This is a genomic window from Sphingomonas bacterium (assembly GCF_028292945.1).
GTDB lineage: Bacteria > Pseudomonadota > Alphaproteobacteria > Sphingomonadales > Sphingomonadaceae > Sphingomonas.
This window is the reverse complement of the sequence record NZ_JAQGLJ010000053.1, coordinates 34284-60672: the sequence shown is the minus strand read 5'-3', so window position 1 is coordinate 60672 and position 26389 is coordinate 34284. Positions and strand designations below refer to the sequence as shown.

Genomic DNA, 26389 nt, shown 5'->3' with positions numbered 1-26389 from the left:
ATTTCGAATGTATTTGGCATTGGAACCGGGGTCGCCATCGCATTCCTGGTTCGCAAGAAAGGGCGAGCGGGGATTGCGCATCTAGAAATTACGATGGCGCCCGACGTCGATGCGGACGGCAAACTTTCATGGCTCAATGATCTGAGCTTAGGGCAAATCAAATCGACGACCGTCAAGCCGAGCGCCGATGGCGCGTGGCTAGACGATGCGCAGCCCTATCCATCGAGATACCTCCCGATCGCAACCAAAGCTACTAAGCTGGGTACTCGCGGTCAGGGGTCAATCTTCCATCTGTTCTCGCTCGGAGTTGTCACCAATCGTGATGATTGGGTTTACGACCAAGATCCCGTCCGCCTGAACGCTAAGGTGGACTACCTGCTTGATGATTATGGCAAAGCCATCCGTGATTCAAAGCCGTGGCACAAGAACGACGCGGAGGAGGTGCGCTTCCGCTCCGGGATAAAATGGACTCGCGCCCTAAAAGCTTTAGCGAGGCGGCGCGTCGCCGTGACCGCTCCCCCTTCGAGAGAGTCGATGTACCGGCCCTTTACCAAGCTTTGGTTGGCCTACTCCCCGCAATTAAATGAGATGCCCTATCTCAACGATCAGATTTTTCCGTTCTCAGGGTCGTCGGAGAATCTCTCAATCGACTTCACCGGGCCAGATTCGCAGAAGCCTTGGATGACTCTGGCGACCGGCATGGTCTGTGATTTACACTTGGTGGGAAGCGGCGCGGGTACGGTGGAGTTGCCCCGCTACCGTTACACAAAAACCGGCGAGCGCATCGACAACATCACCGACTGGGCGCTCAACAAGTTCGTCGCACGCTACGGTAAGAAGGGCGTCACGAAGGACGCGATCTTCCACTATGTCTATGCCGTCCTCCACGATCCCGTCTATCGCGAGACCTATGCGCTGAACCTCAAGCGCGAGTTTCCGCGCATCCCCTTCTACCCCGACTTCGCGCAATGGGTCGGGTGGGGGAGCACGCTGATGGCGATGCACATCGGCTATGAGGAGGTCACCCCCTGGCCGGTCGAGCGCGTCGACACCCCCGCCAAGCGCGCCGAGGGCACCCATCCCAAGCCGATCCTGCGCTCGCAGCCCGAGCAGGGCGTGGTCGTGGTCGATGCCGACACGCAGATCACCGGCATCCCGCCGCAAGCCTGGACCTACCGCCTCGGCAACCGCTCCGCGATCGACTGGGTGCTCGACCAGCACAAGGAAAAGAAGCCGCGCGACCCGACGATCGCGGCCAAGTTCAACACCTATCGCTTCGCCGATTACAAGGAGAGCATGATCGCGCTGCTGGCGAAGGTCGTGCGCGTCAGCGTCGAGACGGTCGCGATCACCGACGCGATGCGCACGGTGGAGCGGGGTGCCGACGAGCAGGCATGATCCGTGCCCGATGGTGCGGACGGCTGCTCCTGATGCTGTCCTACATGCCGCGCTCCGCAGCACGGGTCGCAGGGCACCCGCCTTCGCGGGGGTGGAGCCTGGTGCTAGACGCGGGCTCATGCACCTGCGCGCGCCCGCCATCATCCTCGCGGTCCGCGCGCATGGCGAGCATGGCGCGATCGTGCGGGGGTTCACGCGCGACGATGGCGTGCAGCCGGGCTATGTGCGCGGCGGGCGGTCGCGGCGGCTGCGGCCGGTGCTGCTGCCCGCCAACACCGTGCTGGGCGAATGGCGCGCGCGGACGGGCGAGCAGCTGGCGGCGCTGACCGTCGAGCTGGTCCACAGCCGGGCGGCGCGGCATGCCGAGCCGCTGCCCGCCGCCGCGCTGGAGTGGGTGACGGCGCTGACCGCGACGGCGTTGCCCGAGGCGCAGGCCTATCCCCGGCTCCACGACGGGCTGGCCGGCGTGCTCGACGCGATCGAGGCGGCGCCGACCGCGCGCGGCTGGGCGGCGGCGCTGGTCCGCTACGAGCTGCTCCTGCTCGCCGAGCTGGGGTTCGGGCTCGATCTGGAGCGGTGCGTCGCGACCGGGGCGCAGGACGAGCTTGCGTTCGTCAGCCCGAAGAGCGGCGGCGCGGTGAGCCGGGCGGCGGCGATCGGGCTGGAGGCGAAGCTGTTGCCGCTGCCCGACTTTGCCCGTGCCGGCGGCGAGGCGGACTGGCCGGCGATCTTCGATGGGCTGCGGCTGACCGGCCATTTCCTGGCGCGCGACATCCTGGTCGACCGGCGCGCGGACACGCTCGCCGCGCGCGAACGGCTGGTCGAGCGGTTGAAGCGCGCGGTTGCGTGACGCGCGGCCGCCCGGCAAGAGCTGGCGCATGGCTTTGATCGCAGTTCTGGCCGGCGACGGCATCGGCCCCGAAGTGACCACCCAGGCGCGGCGCGTGCTCGACGCGCTCGATCTTGGGTTGACGTTCGAGGAGGCACCCGTCGGCGGTGCTGCGTACATGGCCGCCGCCCACCCGCTGCCGCCCGATACGCTGGCGCTCGCCAAGCGCGCGGACGCGATCCTGTTCGGCGCGGTCGGCGACCCGCAGTTCGACGGGCTGGAGCGTGACCTCAGGCCGGAACAGGCGATCCTGGGACTGCGCAAGCAGCTCGGCCTGTTCGCCAATCTGCGCCCGGTGCGGCTGTTCCCCGGACTGGAGGACGCGAGTGCGCTCAAGCCGGAGATCGCGCGCGCGATCGACCTGCTGATCGTGCGCGAGCTGACCGGCGATGTCTATTTCGGCGAGAAGGGCCGCGGGCGCACGCACAAGGGCCTGCGCGAGGGGCACGACCTGATGCGTTACGACGAGGCGGAGGTCGCCCGCGTCGCGCGCATCGGTTTCCAGGCGGCGGCGAGGCGGCGCGGCAAGCTGCTGTCGGTCGACAAGGCCAATGTGCTGGAGACCTCGGCGCTGTGGCGGGAGATCGTCAACGAGGTCGCGCAGGACTTTCGCGAGGTCGAGCTGACGCACATGTATGTCGACAACGCCGCGATGCAGCTGGTGCGCGCGCCCGGTCAGTTCGACGTCATCGTCACCGGCAACCTGTTCGGCGACATCCTGTCCGATCAGGCGTCGATGTGCGTCGGCTCGATCGGCATGCTGCCGTCCGCCGCGCTGGACGAGGACGGCAAGGGGCTGTTCGAACCGATCCACGGCTCCGCGCCCGACATCGCCGGCCAGGGCAAGGCCAATCCGTGCGCCGCGATCCTGTCGGCGGCGATGATGCTGCGCCATTCGCTGCGGCTGGCCGCACCCGCCGACCGCATCGAGGCGGCGGTGGCGGCGGCGATCGCCGGCGGCGCGCGGACGACGGATCTGGGCGGGGCGCTGTCGACGCAAGGAATGGGCGACGCGGTGCTGGCGGCGCTTTGATGCTCGAACTCGCGGTCGTGGTGCCGACGTTCAACGAACGCGCCAATGTGGCGGAGCTCGTGAACCGGCTCGATCGCGCACTGGTCGGGCGGGGGTGGGAGGTGCTGTTCGTCGACGACGACAGTCCCGACGGCACCGCCGACGCCGCGCGGGAACTGGCGCGCGCGGACCACAGGGTTCGTGTCGTCCAGCGCATCGGCCGGCGCGGCCTTTCCTCCGCGTGCATCGAAGGCATGTGCGCCACCGCCGCGCCGGTCGTGGCGGTGATCGATGGCGACCTGCAGCATGACGAGACGCTGTTGCCCGCAATGCTCGATCGGTTGCAGGGGGACGCGGCGCTCGACGTGGTGATCGGGTCGCGGTTCATCGATGGCGGCGGCACGGGCGAGTGGGACCGCGACCGCGTCGCCAAATCCGCGCTCGCCGCGCGGCTGTCGCGCCGGGTGTTGAAGGCCGACCTCAGCGACCCGATGAGCGGGTTCTTTGCGATCCGCACCGATGTCGTCCGGCGTCTGGCGCCCGACCTGTCGGCGATCGGGTTCAAGATCCTGCTCGACCTGATGACGACCAGCCCGCGGCCGCTGCGCTTCGCCGAGCTGCCCTACACCTTTCGCGTGCGCACGGCGGGCGAGTCCAAGCTCGATCACGTCGTCGCGCTGGAATATCTGATCGCGCTGTACGATCGCATGTTCGGACGCGTCATCCCGGTGCGATTCGCGATGTTCTCGGCCATCGGGCTGCTGGGCGTCATCGTGCACATGGCCGTGCTGGCGCTGCTGTACCAAGGGGCGGGCGCGTCGTTCCTCGCCGGCCAGATCGGCGCGACGCTGGTGGCGCTGACGGTGAACTTCTTCCTCAACAATGCGCTGACCTATCGCGACCGACGGCTGAAGGGATGGAAGCAGCTCGCCGACGGCTGGGTGTCGTTCGCGGCGGTGTGTTCGGTGGGCGCGGTGGCGAACGTTGGCGTTGCCGGGTTCCTGCACGACGTCCGCGACGGGGCCTGGGTGGCGTCGGCGCTGGTCGGGGTGCTGGTCGGCGCGGTGTGGAACTACGCGCTGTCGTCGCGCTTCACGTGGGGCCGGTATTAGGGCCAGCCCGGCAGCCACATCCAACGTTGGAACGCCTGCGGCCCTTCCAATGGCGCTGCCGAGATGATCGGAAAGAAATAGACGAAGAGCCCGCCCGCCAGCGCCAGAAAGGCCTCGTCCCAGTAGCGGAACCGCCCGCGGCCGAAATGGTGGAACGCCGCCGCCAGCGCGAGGCACAGCCACAGGCTTGGCAAGTAGTAATAATAGAAGAAGCCCAGGCTCTTGGGGATCAGCGCCCAGACACCCCAGCCGCCCAGCCACAGCGCCGCCACTCCGCCCAGCGCCGCCGAGCGCTCGCACGCCCGTGCCCACAGGCAAGCCGCCACCGCCAGCAGCCCGCCCCACATGATCGCCGGATTGCCGATCATCAGCACGCCGCGCTGCGCACCATCGACAGGTTCGTACAGGTACCAGATCGGGCGCAGGTCGAGCGGCCAGCTCCACCAGGCGGACTGGTAGGTATGCGACGGCAGCTTCTGCGTCTGCTGCGTGTACATTTCGAGCTGAAAGGGCAGCAGCTCCGCCAGCGTCAAGGCGTCGCGGGCGTAGAAGAAGGCAGGGAGGAAGGTCGCGAAATAAGCGGCCGCGCTGCCGACTGCGAGCCGCCACGCGGCGTTCCACGGCGATAGACCGGGCCAGCGCGTCGGCGACCGGGCGACCATGAAGGCGAGGGCCGCGAAGCCGAGATACGGGACCGCCGCCCACTTTACCCCGATCGCCAGCCCCAGCAGCACCGCGCCGAGCATCCAGCGCCGCGCCACCGCCGGGCCGGTCGAGCGCATCGACCACAGCATCGCCGCAACCCCGCCGACGACGAACGCCGCCATGAACGGGTCCAGCATCGCGATCCGCGCCTGGACGTAGAGCGTGATGTTGGCGAGCGCGAACAGCGCGCACAGGGTTGCGGTGCGCAGGCTGCGGAACAGCAACCATGCGATCGCGAACAGCCCCAACACCGTCGCCGATCCAGCCAGGCTGGCGGCGATGCGCCAACCGAAGCTGTTGTCGCCGAACACCGCCATCCCCAGCCCGATCAGCGCCTTGCCGAGCAGCGGGTGCTCGATGTTGGTTGGTCCGGCCAACGCCCACAGCTGGCGTGCGGCGGGAACGTAATGGACCTCGTCGAAGACAAGCGTGGTCGGGGTGGCGAGGCGGTAGAGGAACAGCGCCTGCGCAAACAGGGCTAGCGCGATCGCGACGGGCAGGGGGCGGGTCGGGAGGCGCACCCAAAGGGTTGTTTAGAATGGCCGCCGGTCACGCAAGCCCTGACATCGGCAAGTCAGCCCCTCCCCGGCGGAAGCCGGGGGCCGGTCGGCCGTGCCGGAGCAGGTGAGCACCCGAGACGGTGTGTCGATGGTCCGCGCGGCGGACTAGGCCCCTGCTTCCGCCGGGGAGGGTTGCTGCTCCTTGCGGCCCCGCCTGGGAACAGGCAAAGCGCCCGCATGAAGCGCCACACCGGCCAGGACCGTTCGATCACCGACCGCTGGCGGCCCGCCACCCGCGCGATCCGCGGCGGCACCGCGCGCAGCGAGTGGGGCGAGACGTCCGAAGCGCTCTTCCTGACCTCGGGCTATTGCTACGACAAGGCCGCCGACGCCGCCGCGCGGTTCGCCGGCGAGCAGGCGGGGATGACCTATTCGCGCCTCCAGAACCCGACGGTGGAGATGCTGGAGCACCGCATTGCGCTGATGGAGGGAGCGGAGGCCTGCCGCACCACCGCGACCGGTATGGCGGCGATGACGGCGGCGCTGCTGTGCCAGTTGCAGGCGGGCGATCACCTGGTCGGCGGCCGCGCGGCGTTCGGCTCGTGCCGCTGGCTCACGGACACGCTGCTGCCGAAATTCGGCATCGCTACCACGGTCGTCGATGCGCGGGACCCGCAGGCGTTCGCCGATGCGTGCCGGCCTGAGACCAAGGTGTTCTTCTTCGAGACGCCCGCCAACCCGACCATGGATGTGGTCGACCTCAGGGCCGTGTGCGACATCGCCCGCGCTCGCGGCATCGTCACCGTGGTCGACAACGCCTTTGCAACCCCGGCCTTGCAACGGCCGATGGAATGGGGCGCGGACGTGGTCGCCTATTCCGCGACCAAGATGATGGACGGGCAGGGTCGGGTGCTCGCCGGGGCGGTGTGCGGCACGCACGCGTTCATCAACGACACGCTGCTGCCCTTCACGCGCAACACCGGCCCGACGCTGTCGCCGTTCAACGCCTGGGTGGTGCTGAAGGGACTGGAGACGCTGGACCTGCGCATCCGCCGCCAGTCGGAGCATGCAGTAACGGTCGGCCGTTTCCTGGAGGGCCGGGTGCCGCGCGTGCTGCACCCAGGCCTGCCCAGTCATCCGCAGCACAATCTGGCGATGAGCCAGATGGACGCCGCCGGCGCGATCTTCGCATTCGAGGTGGCGGACCGCAGCCAGGCGCACGGCCTGCTCGACGCGCTGGAGCTGATCGACATCTCCAACAACATCGGCGACTCGCGTTCGCTGATGACGCATCCCTCGTCGACGACGCATTCGGGCATGGCCGAGGAGAAGCGGCTGGAAATGGGCGTGACCGAGGGGCTGCTGCGCCTGAACGTCGGGCTGGAGGATCCCGCCGACCTGCTCGACGATCTCAACCGCGCGCTGCTCGCGGTGGGCCTGTGAACTTTCTCTTCCCCCACGCCACGACGACGCGTGGCGTCACCGTGCGCGTGTCGGTGAGCTATCTGCCCGAACAATCCGAGCCGCGGCGCGGTCGGTGGTTCTGGGCCTATCACATCCGGCTGGAGAATGAGGGAGCCGGCGCGGTGCAGCTGCTCACGCGGCATTGGATCATCACCGACGGCCGCGGGGCCAAGCACACGGTCGAGGGCGAGGGCGTGGTCGGCGAGCAGCCGCTGATCGAGCCGGGTGGCAGTTTCGACTATGTGTCCGGCTGTCCGTTGGCGACGCCGACGGGCGCGATGCAGGGCAGCTATCGGATGGTGGCGGAAGACGGCACGACGTTCGATGTCGACATCCCGCCCTTCGCGCTGATCGCTCCGGCGGTGACGAGCTAGTTCGCCTCCCGCTTGCGGGAGGCGCTACGGGAGGGCATGTCCGCGTCGTGTTAATCGCATCACATTCCCACCCTCGACCCCACCCGCGAGCGGGAGGGGAGAGATGAAACGCACTCACCTGCCCCTGAACGGCCTGCGCGTACTCGACGCGGCCGCGCGGCACCTGTCGTTCACGCGTGCCGCCGACGAGCTGGCGGTGACCCCGGCGGCCGTCGGCCAACAGATCCGCGCGCTGGAGGACACGCTGGGCGCGGTGCTGTTCCGCCGCACCACGCGCGGGCTGGAGCTGACGCCGGAAGCGGAGGCGGGGCTCGGCCCGCTGCGCGACGGGTTCCTGCAATTCGAGGAAGCGGTGCGCGCGATGCAGGCCGGGCAGACCTCCAAGTCGCTGACCATCGCCGCGCCGCGTGACGTCACGGAGAAATGGCTGATGCCGCGCCTCGCCGAGATCGCGCGCGCGGACCCAGAGATGCGCTTCGTGCTGCTCGCCGCCGACGAGATGGTGGATTTTGCGCAAGCCAATCTGGACCTGGCCGTGCGCTGGGGCGACGGCCCGGGGGCGGAGGAGGGCGAGGCGATCGAGTCCGAAGGGATGGTGACTGTCGCCGGGCAGAGTTCCGGCCACGACGGCGCGATCGCCTGGCCGGGAGCGCCGGACGGGACCGCCGCGATGACGGTCGCCGACGCTGGGCTGGCGGTCGATGCGGCGGCGGCGGGGCTGGGCAGCGCCACCGTACCCGAGCTGATCGCACGCGCCGATCTGGCGAGCGGTCGGGTGGTCGCGGTCGGGGAGCCGCAGCCCTCCGGCCAAGGCTATTGGCTGGTCGCACCGCTGCCGCAGTGGCGGCAGAAGAAGGTCCGCGCGCTGGTGGATGCGCTGAGCGCATGAACTCCACACGCGCGTGAACGTGCCGGTGCTGACGACCACGCGGCTGGTGCTCCGGCCGCTGGTCACGAGCGACGCTGACGCGCTTCACGCCATCTATGGCGACGAGGAGGCGATGCGCTGGTGGTCGCACGCACCCCACGACACGCTCGAGCAGACGCGCGAGCGTGTCGCGCGCAACGTCGCCGGGCCCGACTTCCGGGTCTGGGCGGTCACCCTGCGCGGCGACGATCGCGCGATCGGCACCGTCAACGCGATGGAAAGGCGCAGCGGCTTGATCGAGATCGGCTATTCACTCGCGCGCGCGCACTGGCGTCGTGGCCTGGCAGGCGAGGCGGTGACGGCCCTGATCGACCTGCTGTTCCACCAAGGCGCCCGTCGGCTGTTTGCCGACACCGACCCGGATAACGCCCCCTCCAACCGCCTGCTCGAACGGCTCGGCTTCACGCTGGAAGGTCGGCTTCGCGGCGAGTGGGAGACGCATATCGGCGTGCGCGACTCGCTGATCTGGGGATTGCTCGGCGACGAGTGGCGGGCGCATTCTCACAGTAGGGGCACGGTGCGAGCTACCGTCTAGTTCTTCAGCTTCCACCCACGCCGCAGCAGCATATAGCACAGCGCACCCAGGGCGAGGGTCAGCACCAGCATCAGCGTCAATCCGATTGCCACGGGCGAGTCGGATACGCCCAGGAACCCGTAGCGAAACCCGGAAATGATATAGAAGAAGGGATTGGCGTGGCTGATGTCGCGGAACAGCGGCGATAGCCGGTCGACCGAGTAGAAGGTGCCCGACAGCAGCGTCAGCGGTCCGACCACGAAGTTGGTCACCGCGGCGGCGTGATCGAACTTCTCCGCCCAGATCGAGGTCAGCAGCCCGAGCAGCGCCAGAAATGTGGCGCCGAGCAGCCCAAAGGCGAGCACCACCAGCGGATGTTCGGGAATGACATCGACGCCCGGCCACAACAGCATCGCCAGCCACACCGCGCCGCCGACGCAGAACGCGCGCGTCACCGACCCGCCAATCAACGCCACCAGCAGCTCGCCCGTCGACAGCGGCGGCATCAGGTAATCGACGATCGTGCCCTGAATCTTGCCGACCAGCAGCGAGAAGCTCGCGTTCGCGAACGCGCTCGTCATCATCCCCATGACGATCAGCCCCGGCCCGACGAAATTGGCGAAGGTTACCGTCGTGCCGCCGATCGACACGCCGCCATTCGCGCCCAGCGCGGTGGTGAAGACGACCAGATAGAGCAGCGTCTGGATCGCGGGCGCCCACACCGTCTGCAGCTGCACCTTGAAGAACCGGCGCACCTCCTTCACATAGAGCGTCTTCAGGCCACCCCAATTGACGTTTCGGATCACCGGCACACCCCAACTGCTCAAGGGGGGCGCGGTCCTGATCGCCGATGGAACTAAGACGGGGGGTTGGCTGCTCATCGCTCGTGGCGCTACTCCGCGCCGCCGCCGCCCGCAACGCACTAAGGAAGATGCATGTCCTGGACCGAAGACCGCATGGACCAGCTGAAGACGATGTGGGAGGCGGGCCAGACCGCCAGCCAGATTGCCGAGGCGCTGGGCGAGGTCAGCCGCAACGCCGTGATCGGCAAGGCGCATCGGCTGGGCCTCCAGGCGCGTCCTTCGCCCGTCCGGCCCAACGAGCCGGAGGCCAAGGCACCGATACCGACGCCCGCGCCGCCGCCGCCGGTGGTTGAACCGGTGCGGGAAGTCGCACCGCCGCCGGTCGATCGCCCGACGGCGGTGGCCGCGCCGGAACCGGAGTCGGACGCGGACAGCGAAACACCCGTACCGCGTCCGGCGGCGCCGTTGCCGATCATGCGTTCGGTCGGCCCGGGTGGGTTCGTGCGCCAGTCGCCCGGCGACCAGCATCCGCCCACCACACCCGCGCCGCCGCGCCGGCTGGTGCCCGCGAAGCCTTCCGCCGACATCGCCGGCAAGACGACGCTGCTCGACCTCAACGATCGGATCTGCAAATGGCCGCTGGGCCATCCCGGCGAGCCCGACTTCCACTTCTGCGGCGACAAGGTGAACCCGGGCTTCCCGTATTGCGTCGCGCATTGCGGCCACGCGTATCAGGCACAGCTGCCGCGCCGTGATCGCCGTGCCCCGCCGCCGCTGCCGTTCGGCGGACCCAGGGTGCGCTGAGCCAAGCTTAGCGGGCCTATTCGGGGCCGCCCGTGACGGGGCGGTGATCGCAGCGTTACCTCCGTGCGCTTGCTCCCTTTGGGCTTGTCTCCCATACGTTCCGCACATGGCTGACCTGTTCGCTTCCGCCCCTTCGACACAACCCACTTACGACGCCTCCTCGATCGAGGTGCTCGAAGGGCTGGAGCCGGTCCGCCGCCGTCCCGGCATGTATGTCGGCGGCACCGACGAGCGCGCATTGCATCATCTCGCGGCCGAGGTGCTCGACAATGCAATGGACGAGGCGGTGGCGGGGCATGCGACCCGCATCGAGGTGACGCTGGAGCCCGGCAACCGGCTGACGATCACCGACAACGGCCGTGGCATCCCGGTCGATCCGCACCCCAAGTTCCCCGACAAGTCGGCGCTGGAGGTGATCCTGTCGACGCTGCACTCGGGCGGCAAGTTCGGCGGCAAGGCGTACGCGACCAGCGGCGGGCTGCACGGGGTGGGCGTGTCGGTGGTAAACGCGCTGTCGTCGGACACGGTGGTGGAGGTCGCGCGCGACCGGCAGCTGTACCGCCAGCGCTTCGCCAAGGGTCTGACGTTGGGGCCGCTGGAACATCTGGGCGGCACCCCCAACCGGCGCGGCACGTCGGTCGCGTTCACGCCCGATACGGAAATCTTCGGGCCCGAGCTCAGCTTCAAGCCGCAGCGGCTGTACCGGCTCGCGCGGTCCAAGGCGTACCTCTTCGCCGGGGTCGAGATCCGCTGGCATTGCGACGCGTCGCTGATCGCCGACGACACGCCCCCGGAGGCGACCTTCCAGTTCCCGGGCGGTCTAGCCGATCACCTCAAGGAGCAGCTCGGCGATCGCGAAAGCGCGACCGCGCAGTTCTTCGCCGGATCGCAGGACTTTCCCGCCGAGCAGGGCCGCGTCGAATGGGCGGTCGCGTGGCCGCTATGGTCCGACGGCAGCTATTCCTGGTACTGCAACACCATCCCGACGCCCGACGGCGGCACGCATGAGCAGGGCCTGCGGCAGGCGGTGGTGCGCGGATTGCGCCAGTTCGGCGAGCTGGTGAAGGACAAGCGCGCCAAGGAGCTGACCGCCGACGATGTGGTGGTCGGCGCCGAGCTGATGCTGTCCGTCTTCATCCGCGAGCCGCAGTTCCAGAGCCAGACCAAGGACCGGCTGACCTCGCCCGAGGCGGCCGGGCTGGTCGAGAAGGCGGTCCGGGATCACTTCGACCACTGGCTGTCCGCGCACATGGATCGCGGCAAGGCGCTGCTCGGCTATGTCTGCGAGCGGATGGAGGATCGCCTGCGCCGCAAGCAGGAGCGCGAGGTCAAGCGCAAGACCGCGACATCGGGCCGCAAGCTGCGCCTGCCCGGCAAGCTGACCGACTGCTCCGCCGACAGCCCGGCCGGCACCGAGCTGTTCATCGTCGAAGGCGACAGTGCGGGCGGCTCGGCCAAGCAGGCCCGCGACCGCAAGACGCAGGCGATCCTGCCGATTCGAGGCAAGATCCTCAACGTCGCATCCGCCACGCAGGCCAAGATCGGGGCCAATTCGGAGATCGCCGATCTGATCCAGGCGCTCGGCTGCGGCACGCGCAAGGACTGCGACCCGACCGCGTTGCGCTACGAACGCATCGTCATCATGACCGACGCCGATGTCGACGGCGCGCATATCGCGACGTTGCTGATGACCTTCTTCTTTCAGGAGATGACGGACATCGTCCGGCGCGGGCACCTTTATCTCGCGCAACCGCCGCTCTATCGGCTGACCGTCGGCGCGAAGTCGCTCTACGCGCGCGACGATGCGCACCGCGCCGAGATCGAACGCACCGCGTTCAAGGGCAAGACGGTGGATGTGTCGCGGTTCAAGGGGCTGGGCGAGATGAACCCGATGCAGCTGCGCGAGACCACCATGGACCCGAAGACGCGAGGCATGCTCCGCATCACCCTGCCGCAGGAGTACGAGGAGCGCGCCGGCGTGAAGGACTTGGTCGACCGCCTGATGGGCAACAACCCCGCGCACCGCTTCGCCTTTATTCAGGAGAATGCAGGCCGGCTGGAGGAAGAGGCGATCGACGCCTGATTGCGTCCCTTGGCAGGCGGGCACTCCACCCGTATGAAGTCGCAGGGCGGTCCAGCGCGGGCCGCCCTTTTGCGTCGGAGAACTCCCGTGGCGATCACCGCTCTCATGCCCGTCTATCCCCGCTGCGGGGTTCGGCCGGTGCGAGGCGAGGGCTGCTATCTGTATGGTGAGGACGGGGCCAAGTATCTCGACATGGCAGCGGGCATCGCGGTCAACGCGCTCGGCCACGGCCATCCGGCGCTGACCGAGACGATCGCGCGTCAGGCGGCCACGCTGATGCACGTTTCGAACCTTTACGGCTCGCCGCAAGGGGAGCGGTTCGCGCAGCGCCTTGTCGACGCGAGCTTTGCCGACACGGTGTTCTTCACCAATTCGGGTGCCGAGGCGATCGAGTGCGCGATCAAGACCGCGCGCCGATATCACTATGCGAACGGCAATCCGCAGCGGCACACGCTCATCACCTTCGACACCGCGTTCCACGGCCGCACGCTGGGCGCGATCTCGGCGACCGACCAGGCCAAGATGCGCGACGGGTTCGAGCCGCTGTTGCCGGGGTTTGCCTACAGCAAGTTCAACGATCTCGACGCCGCGCTGGCGCTGATCGACGACAACACCGCCGGCTTCATGGTCGAACCGATCCAGGGCGAGGGCGGTATCCGCGTCGCGTCGCAGGACTTCCTGCGCGGCCTGCGTCAGGCGTGCGACGAGCGCGGGCTGCTGCTGGTGCTGGACGAGGTGCAGTGCGGCTATGGCCGGACCGGCAAGATGTGGGCGCACGAATTGTACGGGATCACGCCCGACATCATGGCGGTGGCAAAGGCGATCGGCGGCGGGTTTCCGCTCGGCGCGTGCCTGGCCACCGAAGACGCGGCCAAGGGCATGGTGTTCGGCACCCACGGCTCCACCTATGGCGGCAACCCGCTCGCGATGGCGGTCGGCGAGGCGGTGCTGGATGTGATCGAAGCGCCGGGATTTCTTGACCATGTCGTGCAGATGGGCGCGCGGCTGCGGCAGGCGCTGGAGCAGATGCTGCCCAACCACGACCACCTGTTCGCGGAGGTGCGCGGCGAGGGGCTGATGCTGGGCGTCAAGCTCAAGAGCGACGCGCGCCCGTTCGTCGCGCACGCCCGCGACAATCACGGCCTGCTGACGGTCTCTGCCGGCGAGAACGTCGTCCGCATCCTGCCGCCACTGGTGATCGACGAAAGCCACATCGCGGAGTGCGTGGAAAAGCTGAGCGAGGCGGCGCGGGTGTATGTGCCGGTGGCGGATGAATAGTCTGCTTTCCCCGCTCCCCTCGCGGGAGGGGGAGGGAGGCCCGCAGGGCCGGAAGGGTGAGGGGGGCGACCGCGCAGCGGTCGCGCGAGCCGTCGACTCGCGCGCCTCATCCGTCTCCGCTTCGCGGAGCCACCTTCTCCCGCAAGGGGAGAAGGAAACATGAGGCACTTCCTCTCGCTCACCGAGGCCGGTGCCGACGGCATCGCCGCGATGCTGGCGGATGCGCTCGACCGCAAGGCGGCGCGTGCGGGGTGGCCCAAGGGTCGGGTGGATGCGGACGCACCGCTCGCCGGCCATGTGCTGGCGATGGTGTTCGAGAAGAACTCGACCCGCACCCGGTTCAGCTTTGACGGTGCCATGCGGCAGCTCGGCGGCGAGGTGATCATATCGGACTCGAGCCAGATGCAGCTCGGTCGCGGCGAGACGGTGGCGGACACCGCGCGCGTCCTGTCGGGCTATTGCGATGCGATCATGCTGCGCACCGACGACCATGCGAAGCTGCTGGAAATGGCCGAGTACGCGACCGTGCCCGTTATCAACGGCCTGACCGACGCATCGCACCCCTGCCAGATCATGGCCGATCTGCTGACCATCGTCGAGGCGGGCAAGCCGCTCCCCGGCCTGAAGGTCGCGTGGCTGGGGGACGGCAACAACGTGCTCGCGTCGATCGTCGAGGCGGCATCGCTGATGCACTTCGACGTCGTGGCCGCTTGCCCACAGGGGTTCCAGCCGGACGAGGAGGCGATCGGTCGCAGTTCCGGTCGCGCTCGAGTCGTCGCGTCGCCTCACGAGGCGGTGGAGGGTGCGGACGTGGTCGTCACCGACACCTGGATCTCGATGGGCCAGGCGCATGCCGACACCAAATTGGCGGCGCTGACGCCGTATCAGGTCGACGCGGCGCTGATGGCGCTCGCCAAGCCCGATGCGAAGTTCCTCCACTGCCTGCCTGCGCATCGCGGCGAAGAGGTGAGCGCGGAGGTGATCGACGGGCCGCAGTCGCTGATCTGGGCGGAGGCGGAGAACCGCCTGCACGCGCAGAAGAGCGTGTTGAGGTGGTGCTTCGGGCAGATCTAGCCGTCATGCCGGGCTTGATCCGGCATCGCCGTGTTGCGCCAGCGGCTGCGGCGGGTTGGCGGCACGTTGGACCCAGGCTCAAGGCCTGGTGACGTTGGTAGCCATTTGATCGAGCCCACGCGCGTCTTATGTCATGTCGATGAACGACCCCACTCTCGACCTCGCGCTCGGCTTCGCCATCCCGCAGCGTCACGCGCGCGGACGGCTGGTCCGGCTCGGCCCGACGCTGACCCGCGTGCTCGCCGCGCATGCCTATCCGCCCGCGATCGAGCGGTTGCTGGCGGAGGCGTTGACGCTGACAGCGCTGATCGGTTCGACACTCAAGGACGGCGACGCGCAGCTGACGATGCAGACGCGTACCGAAACCGGCGTGGTGCGGCTGCTGGTGTGCGACTATCGCGGCGGCGCCGTGCGGGGCTATGTCGAGTTCGACGCCGACGCGCTCGCCGCCGCGCCGATCGAGCCGACGCTGTTCGCGCTGTTCGGGCCGACCTATCTGGCGATCACCTTCGATCTCGCGACATCGGGCGAGCGCTATCAGGGCATCGTGCCGCTGGACGGCGAGACGCTCGCCGAGGCGGTGCAGAGCTATTTCGTGCAGTCGGAGCAGATCCCCAGCCTGGTGCGGATCGGCGTCGGCAAGCTGGCGGACGGCACAACGATTGCGGGCGGGCTGTTCCTCCAGCACCTGCCCGAGGGCGAGGACGGCCGCGAGCGGCTGCACACGCGGCTCGATCACCCCGAATGGGAGCATGTCGCCGCCCTGGGCGAGACGGTCGCGCCGGCCGAGCTTGCCGACCGGCAGCTGCCGCTGGAGACGTTGCTGTGGCGGCTGTTCAACGAGGACGAGGTGCGGCTGCTGAGCAGCACCGCGATGACGCGCGGCTGCCGCTGCGATGGCGACCACATCCGCTCGGTGCTCGCGAAGTTCCCCGCCGACGAACGCCGCGCCATGGCCGACGCGCAAGGGCTGATCAAGGTCGACTGTCATTTCTGCGCGACGGTGTTCAGCGTGCCGTCGGAAACGGTGGCCGCCTGAATCCTCCCCGTCCCGGGGAGGATTAAGATGTTCTTCATTCCTGCAGGTTAGTGGACGTCGGGTGCTTGATCGGCACGCTATTCTCCCTTGATCGAACCTCGGGCCGCGTCACTGCGGCCCGTTTTTTCGTTGCGGCGCGGCAGCGTGCCCCGTAGCGCGCGCGCGATGACCCAGCCTCTCGCCGTGGTGCTCGTATCCGGCGGGCTCGATTCCTTCGTCGCCGCCGCCCTGGCGCGCGAGAGCGGGTTCGCGGTGCTCGCGCTGTCGTTCGACTATAATCAGCGCCATCGTGTCGAACTCGCCGCAGCCCGCCGCGTCGCGGCTGCGGTGAGCGTCGCGCGTCACGTCGTGTTGCCGCTCGACCTTGCCGCGTTTGGCGGCTCCGCGCTGACCGACGACATAGCCGTGCCGAAGGGGGGCGTGGGCGAGGGCATTCCCGTCACCTATGTCCCCGCGCGCAACACGGTGTTCCTGTCGCTGGCGCTTGCCTGGGCGGAGGCGGCGGGCGCGCGCGATCTGTTCATCGGCGTCAACGCGCTCGACTATTCGGGTTATCCGGACTGCCGGCCCGAGTTCATCGAGGCGTTCGAAACGCTGGCCGAGCTCGCCACCAAGGCGGGCGTCGAGGGCAACGCGTTTCGCGTCCGCGCGCCGTTACAGCACATGACCAAGGCCGACATCGTGCGCGAGGGCACCCGGCTCGGGCTCGATCTCGGCTTGAGCTGGTCCTGCTACGATCCGTCCGATGACGAGCATTGCGGCCTGTGCGATAGCTGCCGGTTGCGCAGCAAGGGCTTCGCAGACGCGGGTATTGCCGACCCGACCCGATACGCCGCCGCCCCATGAGCTATGCCGTCAAGGAGCTGTTCCTGACCCTGCAGGGCGAGGGCGTCAACGCCGGCCGGCGTGCCGTCTTCGTCCGCTTCGCCGGCTGCAACCTGTGGTCGGGGCGGGAGGAAGACCGCGCGCGTGCCGTGTGCCGGTTCTGCGACACCGACTTTGTCGGTACCGACGGCGATGGCGGCGGCAAGTTCGCGGACGCGGAGGCGCTTGCGGCACAGGCGGCCGCAAGCTGGGGCGAGGGACTGGCCGATCGGTTCGCCGTCCTTACCGGTGGCGAGCCGATGCTGCAGGTCGACGACGCGCTGGTCGAGGCGCTGCATGCGCAGGGGTTTCGCATCGCGATGGAGAGCAACGGCACGCTGCCGGCACATCCCGGCATCGACTGGCTGTGCATCAGCCCCAAGGCCGGCAGCACGGTGGTGCAACGCACCGGTGACGAGCTGAAGCTGGTCTGGCCGCAGGCGGGCACCGATCTGGCGGAAGCCGAACGGTGGGACTTCACCCACCGCCTCCTCCAGCCGCTCGACGACGTACAGGCGGTCGCCAATCAGGCGGCTTGCATCGCGCTCGTCATGGAACGCCCCCAGTGGCGACTGTCGCTACAGACGCACAAGCTGCTGGGGTTACGGTAGCTCCGCTACGCGGCAGCCGCCGGCGGCCACACCAGCGGACCGCACTTCTTGGCGACCCATTCGCCTTTCTTGCTCCAGCATACCGGGTCCAGTCGCGGGAGCCGTGGCGGAACGTAGCCCATGCGGCTGAGCGCCTGTTCGCCAAAGGAGCCGATCAGCGTCTGGCGCAGCTCGGCCATTCGATTGGCGGCGAGCGAGCCGAACTCACCGCGCGGCTGAAACACGGCGTCGCGCCCGATCGAGGCAGCGGTCTGGCAGAAGCTGAGCTGGCCGCCGACGGTGACGAAGGACGAGTAGGTGCGGGTGCCGAACTGATCGAGCGCCGTCTGTCCGGCCGGCTTGGTCTTCGCGGTACGCGCGAAATACTTGTTCAGGGTGTCGAACGCGTTCTTCAGCTCGACACGATGGTCGACCAGCATCGCGTTGTAATTGGGTACCGTGAGCAGCGTCGGCTCGAACTGGCATGACAACGCCGCCACGTTGAGGGCGGCGCGCATGTTCCAGACCAGCGACGCGCGGACCTCTGCCGGCGTCGCGCCCGGCAGCGACGGGCCGATCCCCGGTTCGTCCCCGCGCACGGGATCGCCGCTGAACGCCTTGCTCTTGAGATAGAATTGCGCGGATGCCGGTGCCGTGGCCAGCCCAACGATCAACCCACCCAGGATCAACGCCTTACCCAACATCTTCAGCCTCTCGAACTTCGCCGTTAACCATCGCCGTAGAGCCGATCCCACATGAACCCAAGCTTTTCCGGCGCGGGCATCGGGCGCGCCGTCGCACGCGTCAGCGAAGATACTTCTGCCCGCAAGACCGCCGAAACGAGAAAAGGCCGCCCGGTCGCCCGGACGGCCCCTCAAACCATCGACCCCAAATCGGGGCCGCGCGATTACATCGCGTTGGTGGTCGTCGTCGTGGAGTTCGACATCATCATGGTGTCGTTCGCCATCATGGTGTCGTTGCCCATCATGGTGTCGTTCGCCATCATGCCGGTGTTGGCGCCGCCGTCCAGCGTGGTCATGGAATCGTTCATCGTTCCCATGTCGCCGGTGGTGTTCATGTCGGTGACCATCGTGTTGTCGGTGGTCGTGGTCTCGGTCTTCGGGCCACAGGCCGACACCGCGAGCGCCGCGCCGGCGATGAGCGAGCCGGTCAGGACCTTGGAGATGATTGCACGCATTCGAATTGCTCCCTTGGATTGAGGATTTGGGTGGCTGGCTGGCCCGTTGAATGTACCAAATCAACGTGGGGTTTAACCGCTTTGCCGCCTCGCCTCAAGCCTCCATTTCACCCGGGCAAGAAAGAGTATCCAAAAATGTCGGAACGTTCCGCTGCATTGCTTGATCGAGATCAGTAATCGTTGCGGCATTGCCAAGCTGATAGAGGCTGGTGACCGGGAAATCTGGTAGTCCGCAGGGCACGATCCCGGTGAAATGGGTAAGGTCGGGCCGAACGTTGAGCGAGAATCCGTGCAGCGTCACCCAGCGTTTGACGCGCACGCCGATCGCGCCGATCTTCGCTTCGTGCCCGCCATCGCCGGTCCAGATCCCGACGCGACCCGGCGCGCGGAACGCGGCGACGCCAAGCTCGTCCAGCGCGGCAATGATCCAGCCTTCCACCGCGTGCACGAAGCGTCGCACGTCACGCCCGCGCTTGTTCAGGTCGAGCACAAGGTAGCCGACGCGCTGGCCTGGCCCGTGATAGGTGTACTGTCCGCCCCGTCCCGCCGCGACCACCGGAAATCGCGGGTCGAGCAGATCCGCCGGCCTCGCGCTGGTGCCGGCGGTGTAGACGGGCGGGTGCTCCAGCAGCCAGATCAGCTCCGCCGCCTCGCCAGCCGCCACGGCCGCCGCGCGTGCCTCCATCGCCGCCAGCGCATCGGCGTACGGCGTCAGCCCGGGGGCCACGCACCAATGGGGAGGGGCGAGCTCGCTCACGCAGGTGATGTGCAGCCGTCGAGCCGCGCGTGCAACCGTTGCCCGGCGGACGCGGCGTCCCTACACGCCGGCCCAGCAGCGAGGGAGCATCATGGTCAGGATCGGCAACGTCTGGGACAGCACGACGGACGTGCTCGCGGGCAGGACAGCGACGCTGGCCGGCGTGGCGACGCTCGCCTTCTTCGTGCCCGCAGCCGCCCAGGTGGGGCTCACCGCATGGGGCGGCGCTTCGCCGGCCCCCGGCGTGGCGGCGCTGGGCGCGCTGGTGAAGCTGGTGGCGCTGATCGCCAGCGTCTGGGGATCGCTGACGATCATCGCCGTCGCGAGCGATCCTGCGATCACGCGCGGGCAGGCGAGCGCGAGCGCGACGAAACGGCTGCCGGCGGCGCTGCTGCTCATGCTGGTGCTGATCGCGGTCGGGATCGCGCTGGTCGTGCCCGTGGTCGCCATGCTCGCTGCCGGCGGCTTCGACTTCCAGGCCGCGATGGCGCAGGCCGGCAGCGCCACGCAGCCCAGGTTGCCCGCGGGCACCAACGTCTTCCTGTTCTTCTATGTCCTGGCCATCCTTATCGGTGCGGCGTGGGCCTGTGCGCGTCTGTTCCCGCTGTTGGCGGTGGTGCTGCACGAAAAGCGCGGCATCGGCGCGTTCGGTCGCTCGTGGACGCTGACGCGGGGGATGACCTGGCGGCTCATCGGCGTCGGAATCCTGTTCGTGGTGGTGTTCCTGATCGCGAGCTTGGCAGCACAGGCGGTGGTTGTCGTCGTCTTGCGGCTGGTTCTTGGCCCAGCGCTGATCACGGTCGCGACGCTGCTCGGCGGGCTGGCGGCGGCGGTGGTCGGCGCCATCTTCAGCGCCGTCGTCGCGGTGTTCGGCGCGCGGCTCTACGCGGCGCTGCTTGCCCGCGATGCCGTGCCGATTGCGGCCGCTCCGATCCCGTCCGCGACGTGAGACTGCGTGCCACGCACGTGGTGGCGGACGCGCTGATCCTGTTCCGGCGCGACCGCGAGCTGTTGCTCGGCCTGGCCGGCCCGTTCTGGTTTCTGCCGGCGTTCGCGCTGGCGCTGCTGGTCCCCACCGCGCCGGGGATGCCGGAGGGCGCGCGCGCCGGCACGCCGGAGGCGACCGCGTGGGTCGAGGCGCTGGCCCAATGGGTCGCGACACAAGGCCACTGGTTCATGCTCGCGGCCGGGATCGGCGGCTGGGGGACGGCAACGCTGTATGCCCTGTATCTCGACCGCTCGCGGCCCGATCTGCGCGCGGCCCTGCGAATGGGCGCGCGGCTGTGGCCACGCTTCATGCTCTTGAGCCTGCTGGTCGGTTTGATGGCGGTCGGCGGACTTGCCCTGTGGATCCTGCCCGGCCTTTACATCCTTGGCCGTTTCCTTCCGGCCGGGCCGGCGCTCGTGGCGGAGCGGCCGTTGGGCGCGCTGAATGCGGTCGGTCGCGGCTTTGCGCTGACCCGCGGCACGGGGTTGCCGCTGATGGGCGTGACCGCAGCGATCTCGGGACTGAGCTGGTTCGCGCCGCAGCCGCTGCTGTCGCTCGACGCCTGGCTGCGCGCGCAGCCGGGCGGCGCGAACCCGTTGGCGCTGGCGACGGTGGACGCCCTGGCGGCGGCCGTGACGACGCTGGCGGCGCTCGCGTCCGCGCTGTTGGCGGTCGCGGCCTATCGCCGGTTGACGAGCAGCGGTACCTGAGGCGCGGCGTCGGGCGGCAACAGTCCGATCGCGCGCGGGTCCGCAAACGTCTCGATCGTACGCCGGACAGCCACGAAACCCTGCGCCCGGTAGAAACCGAGCGCGGAAGGGTGGTCGAGCGTGCAGGTGTTGAGGTGCATCCGCTCCACCCCTCGCCGCCAGCCGAGCGCCAGCGCGTGCGCCATCAGCCAGCGGCCGTAACCCTGCCCGGTCAGCTCGGGCACCAGCGCGAGGTAGGTGAGCTCCACTTCGCCGGGGGTCGCGAAATCGAGTTCGAGCATGCCGACCTCCACGGCCTCGCGATCGACGACTGCGTAGATCGCGGCATGCGGCGATCGCAGCTTGACCAGCAGGGCTTCGTCGCTGAGCGCCAGGCGCGAGAACCACAGCCACGGTCCGCCGACCCGACGGAACAGCGCTCGGTAGGACGCGCAGTCCGGCTCGCGCCACCGTGCTAGCCTGAGGTTCGACGAGGGCAAAGGGCGAGGGCGGGGCCGTTCGCGCATCTCCAGCGTGGTGACCACCGTCGCCAGCCGGTCGGCGGCGACCGGAGTCAGTCCCATGTCGCGAGCGGCGGCAGGCTCATCAGAATGGCATCGATGTTGCCGCCGGTCTTTAGCCCGAACAGCGTGCCGCGATCGTACACCAGGTTGAACTCGGCATAGCGTCCTCGCCACGCGCGCTGCGCCGCCACGTCCGCAGGCGTGAACGGCATGTCCACGCGCCGCCGCACGATGGCGGGGTAGATGTCGAGAAACGCCTCGCCCACATCGCGCGTGAACGCGAAATCGGCGTCGAAATCCTGCTCAAGGTGATCGAAGAAGATGCCGCCGACGCCGCGGTGAACCTTGCGATGGGGAATGTAGAAATACTCGTCCGCCCATTGCTTGAAGCGTTGGTAGTGGGCCGGGTCGTGCGCGTCGCACGCCGTCCGCAGCCGCGCGTGGAAGTCGGCGGTGTCGTCGGCGATCGGCAGCGGCGGGTTCAGGTCGGCGCCACCGCCGAACCATTGCTTCGTGGTGCGCAGGAACCGGCAGTTCATGTGGACCGCCGGCACATGCGGGTTGACCATGTGCGCGACCAGGCTGATGCCGGTGGCGAAGAAGCGCGGGTCGTCGCCCGCCCCGTGGATTGTCCGCCCGAATTCGCCTTCGAACGTGCCCCCGACGGTGGATACGTTGACTCCCACCTTTTCGAACACCCGTCCCTTCATCACGCCGCGCACGCCGCCTCCGCCGGGTCCGCCGGAGGGATCGCTGCGATCCCAGTGGATGTAGTCGAACGAAGCGTCCGATCCGGCCTCGCGCTCGATCGCCTGGAATTCGGCGCAAATCCGGTCGCGCAGCGATTCAAACCAGGCGCGGGCGGCGGACTGCTGGGCGTCGAGGGTAAGCATCGCTGCGCGCTGTAGCGGGCGGGGCCAGAGGGGTCGAGACCGGCGCAAGCCGCTATTGTTCGGGATGCGATGGCCAGGTGTTCGTCATGCGGCGCGCCGGCGCGGCTCCGGCTTGCCTGCGTTGACCGCGAGCAGAACTTCGGCGGCTGCATCGCCGATGCGCCTGGCGGTTTCCAGCGCAGCCGCGGGGGTCATCGTCACGTCGACATCCGACGGGCCGTGAACGTGAACCGTCAATCCTTCGGCTCGCGCATCGCTCGGCTCGTCATCCACGGGGGGCGACGCTGGCGCCGTCGCGGCGGCCCGCAACACCCAGTCCCGCGCCAGCACCATCGACGTGAACACCTCGGCGTCGACATCGGCGATTCGCCGCGCCTGCAACTTGGCGACTCCCGACGACATCACCACGGCCGTCCGTGTTGCAAACAGCGGACCCAACCGCCCGATCATTTCCCGCAATGCGTCCGCTACATCCTTGGCCTGCGCGCCGCCGGCCCCGCGCAAGCTATTCGCCGGCCTCGATCCCGGGCACGGGCCCGCGTGTCTGCCGCAGCGCCTCCGCCAGCACGATCCCCACCGTGACCGACAGGTTGAGCGACCGAACCTCCGCCCGTACCGGCACCCGCACCGCCAGATCGGCGCGCGCATGCACGGCGTCGGGCACGCCCGCCCCCTCCGATCCGAACAGCAGCACGTCACCCGTCGCGAACCGCGTGTCCCACAGGTCGCGCGCCCCACGGGTGGTCGCCAGCACCAGCCGCCCGCGGACCGTTCGGGCAAACGCCTCCCAGTCGGCGTGGCGCGCCACGGCCACGTGATCGATATAGTCCATCGCCGCGCGCGCCACCCGCTTGTCGTCCCACACGAATCCCAGCGGCTCGATCAGGTCGACGCTCGCGCCCAGGCACGCCGCCGTGCGCAGAACCGCGCCGACATTGCCGGCGATTTCCGGCTGATACAGTGCGATCCGCATTGATACTGTTAACCCCACGTGACCGTCAGCCAAAAGGTGTTGGCAAAGGCGCGGGGCGGTGTCTATTTGGAACCAGTCACCCCGCCCCTCGCGCGGGACCAATCGGGCGTTCGCCCGTGTTCGCAATCATAGGGCTCGATTGAATGGCGACCGTTTCCGATCAGCTTCCTCCTGGCGAAGACCCGGCGCTGCTGGACGAGCCGGTCGGCGATCCGCGCCGGCGCGATTTTCTCAACATCGCCACCGTCGCGTTCGCCGGGACAGGGGTGGTCGCCATCATCCTGCCGCTGGTCAATCAGATGAACCCGTCGGCGGACGTGCTGGCGCAATCGACCACCGAGATCGACCTGTCCAAGATCGAGCCCGGCCAGGCGATCAAGACTAGCTTCCGCAAGCAGCCCTTGTTCGTGCGCAACCTGACGCCCGCCGAGATCGCGGAGGCCGACAAGGTGCCGGTCGGGGATCTGCGCGATGCGCAGACGCTGGCCGACCGGACGAAGCCCGACAAGAAGAACTGGCTGATCACGCTGGGTGTGTGCACGCATCTGGGCTGCGTGCCGCTCGGCGCCGGAGAGGGCGAGAACAAGGGGCCGTTCGGCGGTTATTTCTGCCCCTGTCACGGTTCGGCTTACGATACCGCCGGCCGTATCCGTTCCGGCCCTGCGCCGACCAACCTGACGGTGCCCGACTACGTCTTCAACTCCGATACGACCGTGACGGTCGGCTGAGGCAGATATGAGCTTTCCCTGGGCCAAGCATTACGAGCCAAAGGTGCCGCTTATGCGGTGGCTGGATGAGAAACTGCCGTTGCCGCGGCTCATGTATAACGCGATCGGCGCGGGCTACCCCGTGCCGCGCAACCTCAATTATTTCTGGAACTTCGGCGTGCTCGCGGGTGCGGCGCTGGTCATTCAGATCGTCACGGGCGTTACGCTGGGAATGCACTACGCCGCCAATGCCGGCGTTGCGTTCGCGTCGACCGAGAGCATCATGCGCGACGTCAACGCTGGCTGGTTCCTGCGCTATGCCCACGCCAACGGCGCGTCGATGTTCCTGGCGGTGGTGTACATCCACATCGCGCGCGGGCTGTATTACGGGTCGTACAAGGCTCCGCGCGAGATGGTTTGGTTGCTGGGCGTGGTCATCTTCCTGCTGATCATGGCGACCGCGTTCATGGGCTATGTGCTGCCCTGGGGGCAGATGAGCTTCTGGGGCGCGCAGGTGATCACCGGCTTCTTCTCGGCCATTCCGCTGGTCGGCGAGAGCATCCGCGTGTGGCTGCTGGGCGGCTACGCGCCGGACAACGCGGCGCTCAATCGTTTCTTCTCGTTGCACTATCTGCTGCCGTTCGTGACGGCGGGCGTCATCATCCTGCACATCTGGGCGCTGCATATTCCCGGTTCGAGCAACCCGACCGGCGTGGAGGTCAAGTCGGAAAAGGACACGGTGCCGTTCCATCCCTATTATACGGCCAAGGACGCGGTTGGCGTCGGCGTGTTCTTCCTGATCTTCGCCGGGTTCATCTTCTTCCAGCCCAACCTGCTGGGTCATCCGGACAATTACATCGAGGCCAACCCGCTCTCGACGCCGGCGCACATCGTGCCCGAATGGTATTTCCTGCCCTTCTACGCGATCCTGAAGAGCTTCACGACGAACTTCATTCTCGACGCGAAGCTGTGGGGCGTGATCGCGATGTTCGCGTCGATCCTGCTGCTGTTCTTCCTGCCCTGGATCGACAAGTCGCCGGTGCGCTCGGCCAATTTTCGGCCGACCTATCGCTGGTTCCTGATCGTCCTGCTGTTCGACATCCTCCTGCTCGGCTATGTCGGCGGCGCGGAAGCGAGCCCGCGCAACGTGATGCTGGGGCAGATCGCGACGATGTACTATTTCGCGCACTTCCTGGTCATTCTCCCGCTGGTATCGATGGCGGAGCGACCTCGGCCACTGCCCAATTCGATTACCGAAGCGGTGCTGCAGAAGCATGGCGGAACGTCGCCCGCTAAAACCGCGATGGCGAGCTGAACGAGCAGGACGGATAAGGAAAAACAATGGCTCGTCTCATCTCCATCCTGATCGGCGCGGGGTTCATCTTCGTCCTCGCGCTGTCGCTGTTCTTCACCGCGAAAGACGCGGTGCAAGCCCCCACCGTCGAGACCGCGGAGCACGCGTTCTATGAGCACCCGCGCGCGGCGAACCTCGCGTCGGACGGCATGTTCGGCCGCTGGGATCGCCAGCAGCTGCAGCGTGGGCTCAAGGTCTTCCAGGAGGTCTGCGCCGCCTGCCATTCGCTGAAGTACGTGGCGTTTCGCGACTTCGCCGACCTCGGCTACAACGAGGCACAGGTGAAGACGCTCGCCGCCGGCTGGCCGATCGAGCAACCGACGTCGAACCCGGACACCGGTGAGTCGATGACGCGCAAGAACGTGCCCTCCGACCGCGTGCCGTCGCCCTATCTCAACGAAATCGCCGCGCGGGCCGCCAACAACAATGCGCTGCCGCCCGATGCCTCGCTGCTGGTCAAGGCACGGCACGATGGGGGCAACTACATCTACTCGCTGCTGACCGGCTATCGGAAGCAGGAGGGTTACAAGAACCACGATGGCGAGGAGTTGTTGAAGAAGTTCCCTGACGTGAAGACGCCACAGGGGCTCCACTTCAACCCGTACTTCCCCAACCTGAACATTGCCATGCCCCCGCCGTTCACGGCCAACGGCCAGGTGACGTACGAGGACGGCACCGCGCCGACGGTCGATCAGATGTCAAAGGACGTGGCGGCATTCCTCACCTGGACCGCGGAGCCGAACCTGGAATCGCGCCACGCGGCCGGTCTGGGCGCGCTCGCCTTCATCCTGATCTTCTGCTTCCTGGCATGGGGCGCGTACAAGAATGTGTGGCGCGACCTGAAGCATTGAGCGGGCGCCCTCGGGTTGCATAAG

Annotated in this window: 29 protein-coding genes; 21 read left to right on the top strand and 8 right to left on the bottom strand. The window is 68.0% G+C overall.

Annotated elements, in window-relative coordinates; genetic code table 11:
* The 4 genes from JWN21_RS07175 to JWN21_RS07160 all read left to right on the top strand — a co-directional run.
* Positions 1 to 1398 (top strand): type ISP restriction/modification enzyme (locus tag JWN21_RS07175; RefSeq protein ID WP_299647702.1); only part of this gene is annotated, 1398 nt, incomplete at its 5' end.
* A 118-nt stretch (positions 1399 to 1516) separates the two neighbouring features.
* A complete protein-coding gene (gene recO, locus JWN21_RS07170) occupies positions 1517 to 2248 on the top strand; it encodes a DNA repair protein RecO (RefSeq protein WP_299647700.1) in 732 nt (243 codons plus the stop codon).
* A gap of 28 nt (positions 2249 to 2276) precedes the next feature.
* Positions 2277 to 3320, top strand: coding sequence for a 3-isopropylmalate dehydrogenase (leuB, locus tag JWN21_RS07165; protein WP_299647698.1), 1044 nt, complete (start codon positions 2277 to 2279; stop codon positions 3318 to 3320).
* Positions 3320 to 4411: a glycosyltransferase family 2 protein gene (locus JWN21_RS07160; protein ID WP_299647696.1), complete on the top strand. Its 1092-nt coding sequence runs from the start codon at positions 3320 to 3322 to the stop codon at positions 4409 to 4411. Before leuB ends, JWN21_RS07160 begins: the two co-directional genes overlap by 1 nt.
* Here JWN21_RS07160 and JWN21_RS07155 read toward each other — a convergent pair.
* On the bottom strand, positions 4408 to 5637 hold the full coding sequence (locus JWN21_RS07155; protein ID WP_299647694.1) for a phospholipid carrier-dependent glycosyltransferase: 1230 nt from the start codon (positions 5635 to 5637) through the stop codon (positions 4408 to 4410). The genes JWN21_RS07160 and JWN21_RS07155 overlap by 4 nt on opposite strands.
* Before the next feature lie 216 nt (positions 5638 to 5853).
* Between JWN21_RS07155 and JWN21_RS07150 the strand changes: the two genes are divergently transcribed.
* The 4 genes from JWN21_RS07150 to JWN21_RS07135 all read left to right on the top strand — a co-directional run bounded on the left by JWN21_RS07150 (position 5854) and on the right by JWN21_RS07135 (position 8917).
* Positions 5854 to 7059: an aminotransferase class I/II-fold pyridoxal phosphate-dependent enzyme gene (locus tag JWN21_RS07150; RefSeq protein ID WP_299647692.1), complete on the top strand. Its 1206-nt coding sequence runs from the start codon at positions 5854 to 5856 to the stop codon at positions 7057 to 7059.
* Entirely contained in the window at positions 7056 to 7454 is a 399-nt protein-coding gene (gene apaG, locus JWN21_RS07145; RefSeq protein WP_299647690.1) for a Co2+/Mg2+ efflux protein ApaG, read from the top strand. Before JWN21_RS07150 ends, apaG begins: the two co-directional genes overlap by 4 nt.
* 103 nt (positions 7455 to 7557) lie before the next feature.
* Positions 7558 to 8343 (top strand): LysR family transcriptional regulator, encoded by a 786-nt coding sequence (locus JWN21_RS07140; protein ID WP_299647688.1) that lies wholly within the window; start codon positions 7558 to 7560, stop codon positions 8341 to 8343.
* Between the two features lie 13 nt (positions 8344 to 8356).
* Positions 8357 to 8917, top strand: coding sequence for a GNAT family protein (locus tag JWN21_RS07135; RefSeq protein ID WP_299647686.1), 561 nt, complete (start codon positions 8357 to 8359; stop codon positions 8915 to 8917).
* Here the strand turns inward: JWN21_RS07135 and JWN21_RS07130 are convergent.
* Positions 8914 to 9777 carry an ABC transporter permease gene (locus tag JWN21_RS07130; protein ID WP_299647684.1) on the bottom strand — a complete coding sequence of 288 codons (864 nt, stop codon included), beginning with the start codon at positions 9775 to 9777 and terminating at the stop codon, positions 8914 to 8916. The genes JWN21_RS07135 and JWN21_RS07130 overlap by 4 nt on opposite strands.
* Before the next feature lie 54 nt (positions 9778 to 9831).
* Here JWN21_RS07130 and JWN21_RS07125 point away from each other — a divergent pair, with 54 nt between their 5' ends.
* The 7 genes from JWN21_RS07125 (at position 9832) to queE (ending at position 17452) form a co-directional block, all read left to right on the top strand.
* The gene (locus tag JWN21_RS07125) at positions 9832 to 10503 is read left to right on the top strand and encodes a GcrA family cell cycle regulator (protein WP_299647682.1); all 672 of its coding nucleotides are present in this window, start codon (positions 9832 to 9834) and stop codon (positions 10501 to 10503) included.
* A gap of 106 nt (positions 10504 to 10609) precedes the next feature.
* Complete coding sequence (parE, locus tag JWN21_RS07120; RefSeq protein WP_299647680.1) at positions 10610 to 12586, top strand: DNA topoisomerase IV subunit B; 1977 nt, start codon at positions 10610 to 10612, stop codon at positions 12584 to 12586.
* Positions 12587 to 12673: 87 nt separating this feature from the next.
* Complete coding sequence (locus JWN21_RS07115; protein WP_299647678.1) at positions 12674 to 13864, top strand: aspartate aminotransferase family protein; 1191 nt, start codon at positions 12674 to 12676, stop codon at positions 13862 to 13864.
* 159 nt (positions 13865 to 14023) lie between these two features.
* A complete protein-coding gene (argF, locus tag JWN21_RS07110; RefSeq protein ID WP_299647676.1) occupies positions 14024 to 14938 on the top strand; it encodes an ornithine carbamoyltransferase in 915 nt (304 codons plus the stop codon).
* A gap of 139 nt (positions 14939 to 15077) precedes the next feature.
* Positions 15078 to 15977 (top strand): Hsp33 family molecular chaperone HslO, encoded by a 900-nt coding sequence (locus JWN21_RS07105; protein ID WP_299647675.1) that lies wholly within the window; start codon positions 15078 to 15080, stop codon positions 15975 to 15977.
* A 165-nt stretch (positions 15978 to 16142) separates the two neighbouring features.
* The gene (gene queC / locus JWN21_RS07100; protein ID WP_299647674.1) at positions 16143 to 16823 is read left to right on the top strand and encodes a 7-cyano-7-deazaguanine synthase QueC; all 681 of its coding nucleotides are present in this window, start codon (positions 16143 to 16145) and stop codon (positions 16821 to 16823) included.
* Positions 16820 to 17452: a 7-carboxy-7-deazaguanine synthase gene (gene queE / locus JWN21_RS07095; protein WP_299647673.1), complete on the top strand. Its 633-nt coding sequence runs from the start codon at positions 16820 to 16822 to the stop codon at positions 17450 to 17452. The genes queC and queE overlap by 4 nt, the downstream gene beginning before the upstream one ends.
* A 5-nt stretch (positions 17453 to 17457) precedes the next feature.
* Here the strand turns inward: queE and JWN21_RS07090 are convergent, their stop codons facing one another.
* Complete coding sequence (locus tag JWN21_RS07090; protein WP_299647672.1) at positions 17458 to 18132, bottom strand: hypothetical protein; 675 nt, start codon at positions 18130 to 18132, stop codon at positions 17458 to 17460.
* Positions 18133 to 18186: 54 nt separating this feature from the next.
* On the opposite strand from JWN21_RS07090, the gene JWN21_RS07085 reads away from it, so the two are divergent.
* Entirely contained in the window at positions 18187 to 18651 is a 465-nt protein-coding gene (locus tag JWN21_RS07085; protein WP_299647671.1) for a hypothetical protein, read from the top strand.
* A 72-nt stretch (positions 18652 to 18723) separates the two neighbouring features.
* On the opposite strand, the gene lipB is transcribed toward JWN21_RS07085, so the two are convergent.
* Complete coding sequence (lipB, locus tag JWN21_RS07080; RefSeq protein WP_299647669.1) at positions 18724 to 19386, bottom strand: lipoyl(octanoyl) transferase LipB; 663 nt, start codon at positions 19384 to 19386, stop codon at positions 18724 to 18726.
* 91 nt (positions 19387 to 19477) lie between these two features.
* Here lipB and JWN21_RS07075 point away from each other — a divergent pair, with 91 nt between their 5' ends.
* Both JWN21_RS07075 and JWN21_RS07070 read left to right on the top strand, forming a co-directional pair.
* Complete coding sequence (locus JWN21_RS07075) at positions 19478 to 20335, top strand: hypothetical protein (protein ID WP_299647668.1); 858 nt, start codon at positions 19478 to 19480, stop codon at positions 20333 to 20335.
* Positions 20332 to 21084, top strand: a complete 753-nt coding sequence (locus JWN21_RS07070) for a hypothetical protein (RefSeq protein WP_299647666.1) — start codon at positions 20332 to 20334, stop codon at positions 21082 to 21084. The genes JWN21_RS07075 and JWN21_RS07070 overlap by 4 nt, the downstream gene beginning before the upstream one ends.
* Here the strand turns inward: JWN21_RS07070 and JWN21_RS07065 are convergent.
* The 4 genes from JWN21_RS07065 to JWN21_RS07050 all read right to left on the bottom strand — a co-directional run bounded on the left by JWN21_RS07065 (position 21054) and on the right by JWN21_RS07050 (position 23453).
* Entirely contained in the window at positions 21054 to 21647 is a 594-nt protein-coding gene (locus JWN21_RS07065; RefSeq protein WP_299647664.1) for a GNAT family N-acetyltransferase, read from the bottom strand. The genes JWN21_RS07070 and JWN21_RS07065 overlap by 31 nt on opposite strands.
* Positions 21638 to 22480 (bottom strand): oxygen-dependent coproporphyrinogen oxidase, encoded by an 843-nt coding sequence (gene hemF / locus JWN21_RS07060; protein WP_299647662.1) that lies wholly within the window; start codon positions 22478 to 22480, stop codon positions 21638 to 21640. The genes JWN21_RS07065 and hemF overlap by 10 nt, the downstream gene beginning before the upstream one ends.
* 84 nt (positions 22481 to 22564) lie before the next feature.
* Complete coding sequence (locus JWN21_RS07055) at positions 22565 to 22984, bottom strand: hypothetical protein (protein ID WP_299647660.1); 420 nt, start codon at positions 22982 to 22984, stop codon at positions 22565 to 22567.
* Between the two features lies 1 nt (position 22985).
* The gene (locus tag JWN21_RS07050) at positions 22986 to 23453 is read right to left on the bottom strand and encodes a tRNA (cytidine(34)-2'-O)-methyltransferase (protein WP_299647658.1); all 468 of its coding nucleotides are present in this window, start codon (positions 23451 to 23453) and stop codon (positions 22986 to 22988) included.
* Positions 23454 to 23596: 143 nt separating this feature from the next.
* Between JWN21_RS07050 and petA the strand changes: the two genes are divergently transcribed.
* The 3 genes from petA to JWN21_RS07035 are packed head-to-tail and all read left to right on the top strand — an operon-like array spanning position 23597 to position 26365.
* Positions 23597 to 24181 carry a ubiquinol-cytochrome c reductase iron-sulfur subunit gene (gene petA, locus JWN21_RS07045; protein ID WP_299647656.1) on the top strand — a complete coding sequence of 195 codons (585 nt, stop codon included), beginning with the start codon at positions 23597 to 23599 and terminating at the stop codon, positions 24179 to 24181.
* 7 nt (positions 24182 to 24188) lie between these two features.
* Positions 24189 to 25475 carry a cytochrome b/b6 gene (locus JWN21_RS07040; protein WP_299647654.1) on the top strand — a complete coding sequence of 429 codons (1287 nt, stop codon included), beginning with the start codon at positions 24189 to 24191 and terminating at the stop codon, positions 25473 to 25475.
* Positions 25476 to 25501: 26 nt separating this feature from the next.
* Positions 25502 to 26365 carry a cytochrome c1 gene (locus tag JWN21_RS07035; protein WP_299647652.1) on the top strand — a complete coding sequence of 288 codons (864 nt, stop codon included), beginning with the start codon at positions 25502 to 25504 and terminating at the stop codon, positions 26363 to 26365.
* The last annotated feature ends 24 nt before the right edge of the window (positions 26366 to 26389 follow it).

Coding starts and splice junctions, on each gene's coding strand:
- argF (WP_299647676.1), top strand. CDS start 14,024: ATGAGGCACTTCCTCTCGCTCACCGAGGCCGGTGCCGACGGCATCGCC.
- hemF (WP_299647662.1), bottom strand. CDS start 22,480: ATGCTTACCCTCGACGCCCAGCAGTCCGCCGCCCGCGCCTGGTTTGAA.
- petA (WP_299647656.1), top strand. CDS start 23,597: ATGGCGACCGTTTCCGATCAGCTTCCTCCTGGCGAAGACCCGGCGCTG.
- JWN21_RS07125 (WP_299647682.1), top strand. CDS start 9,832: ATGTCCTGGACCGAAGACCGCATGGACCAGCTGAAGACGATGTGGGAG.
- JWN21_RS07075 (WP_299647668.1), top strand. CDS start 19,478: ATGGTCAGGATCGGCAACGTCTGGGACAGCACGACGGACGTGCTCGCG.
- queC (WP_299647674.1), top strand. CDS start 16,143: ATGACCCAGCCTCTCGCCGTGGTGCTCGTATCCGGCGGGCTCGATTCC.
- JWN21_RS07065 (WP_299647664.1), bottom strand. CDS start 21,647: ATGGGACTGACTCCGGTCGCCGCCGACCGGCTGGCGACGGTGGTCACC.
- JWN21_RS07160 (WP_299647696.1), top strand. CDS start 3,320: ATGCTCGAACTCGCGGTCGTGGTGCCGACGTTCAACGAACGCGCCAAT.
- JWN21_RS07035 (WP_299647652.1), top strand. CDS start 25,502: ATGGCTCGTCTCATCTCCATCCTGATCGGCGCGGGGTTCATCTTCGTC.
- JWN21_RS07085 (WP_299647671.1), top strand. CDS start 18,187: ATGAACCCAAGCTTTTCCGGCGCGGGCATCGGGCGCGCCGTCGCACGC.
- JWN21_RS07040 (WP_299647654.1), top strand. CDS start 24,189: ATGAGCTTTCCCTGGGCCAAGCATTACGAGCCAAAGGTGCCGCTTATG.
- leuB (WP_299647698.1), top strand. CDS start 2,277: ATGGCTTTGATCGCAGTTCTGGCCGGCGACGGCATCGGCCCCGAAGTG.
- JWN21_RS07105 (WP_299647675.1), top strand. CDS start 15,078: ATGAACGACCCCACTCTCGACCTCGCGCTCGGCTTCGCCATCCCGCAG.
- JWN21_RS07150 (WP_299647692.1), top strand. CDS start 5,854: ATGAAGCGCCACACCGGCCAGGACCGTTCGATCACCGACCGCTGGCGG.
- JWN21_RS07050 (WP_299647658.1), bottom strand. CDS start 23,453: ATGCGGATCGCACTGTATCAGCCGGAAATCGCCGGCAATGTCGGCGCG.
- parE (WP_299647680.1), top strand. CDS start 10,610: ATGGCTGACCTGTTCGCTTCCGCCCCTTCGACACAACCCACTTACGAC.
- queE (WP_299647673.1), top strand. CDS start 16,820: ATGAGCTATGCCGTCAAGGAGCTGTTCCTGACCCTGCAGGGCGAGGGC.
- recO (WP_299647700.1), top strand. CDS start 1,517: ATGCACCTGCGCGCGCCCGCCATCATCCTCGCGGTCCGCGCGCATGGC.
- JWN21_RS07130 (WP_299647684.1), bottom strand. CDS start 9,777: ATGAGCAGCCAACCCCCCGTCTTAGTTCCATCGGCGATCAGGACCGCG.
- JWN21_RS07140 (WP_299647688.1), top strand. CDS start 7,558: ATGAAACGCACTCACCTGCCCCTGAACGGCCTGCGCGTACTCGACGCG.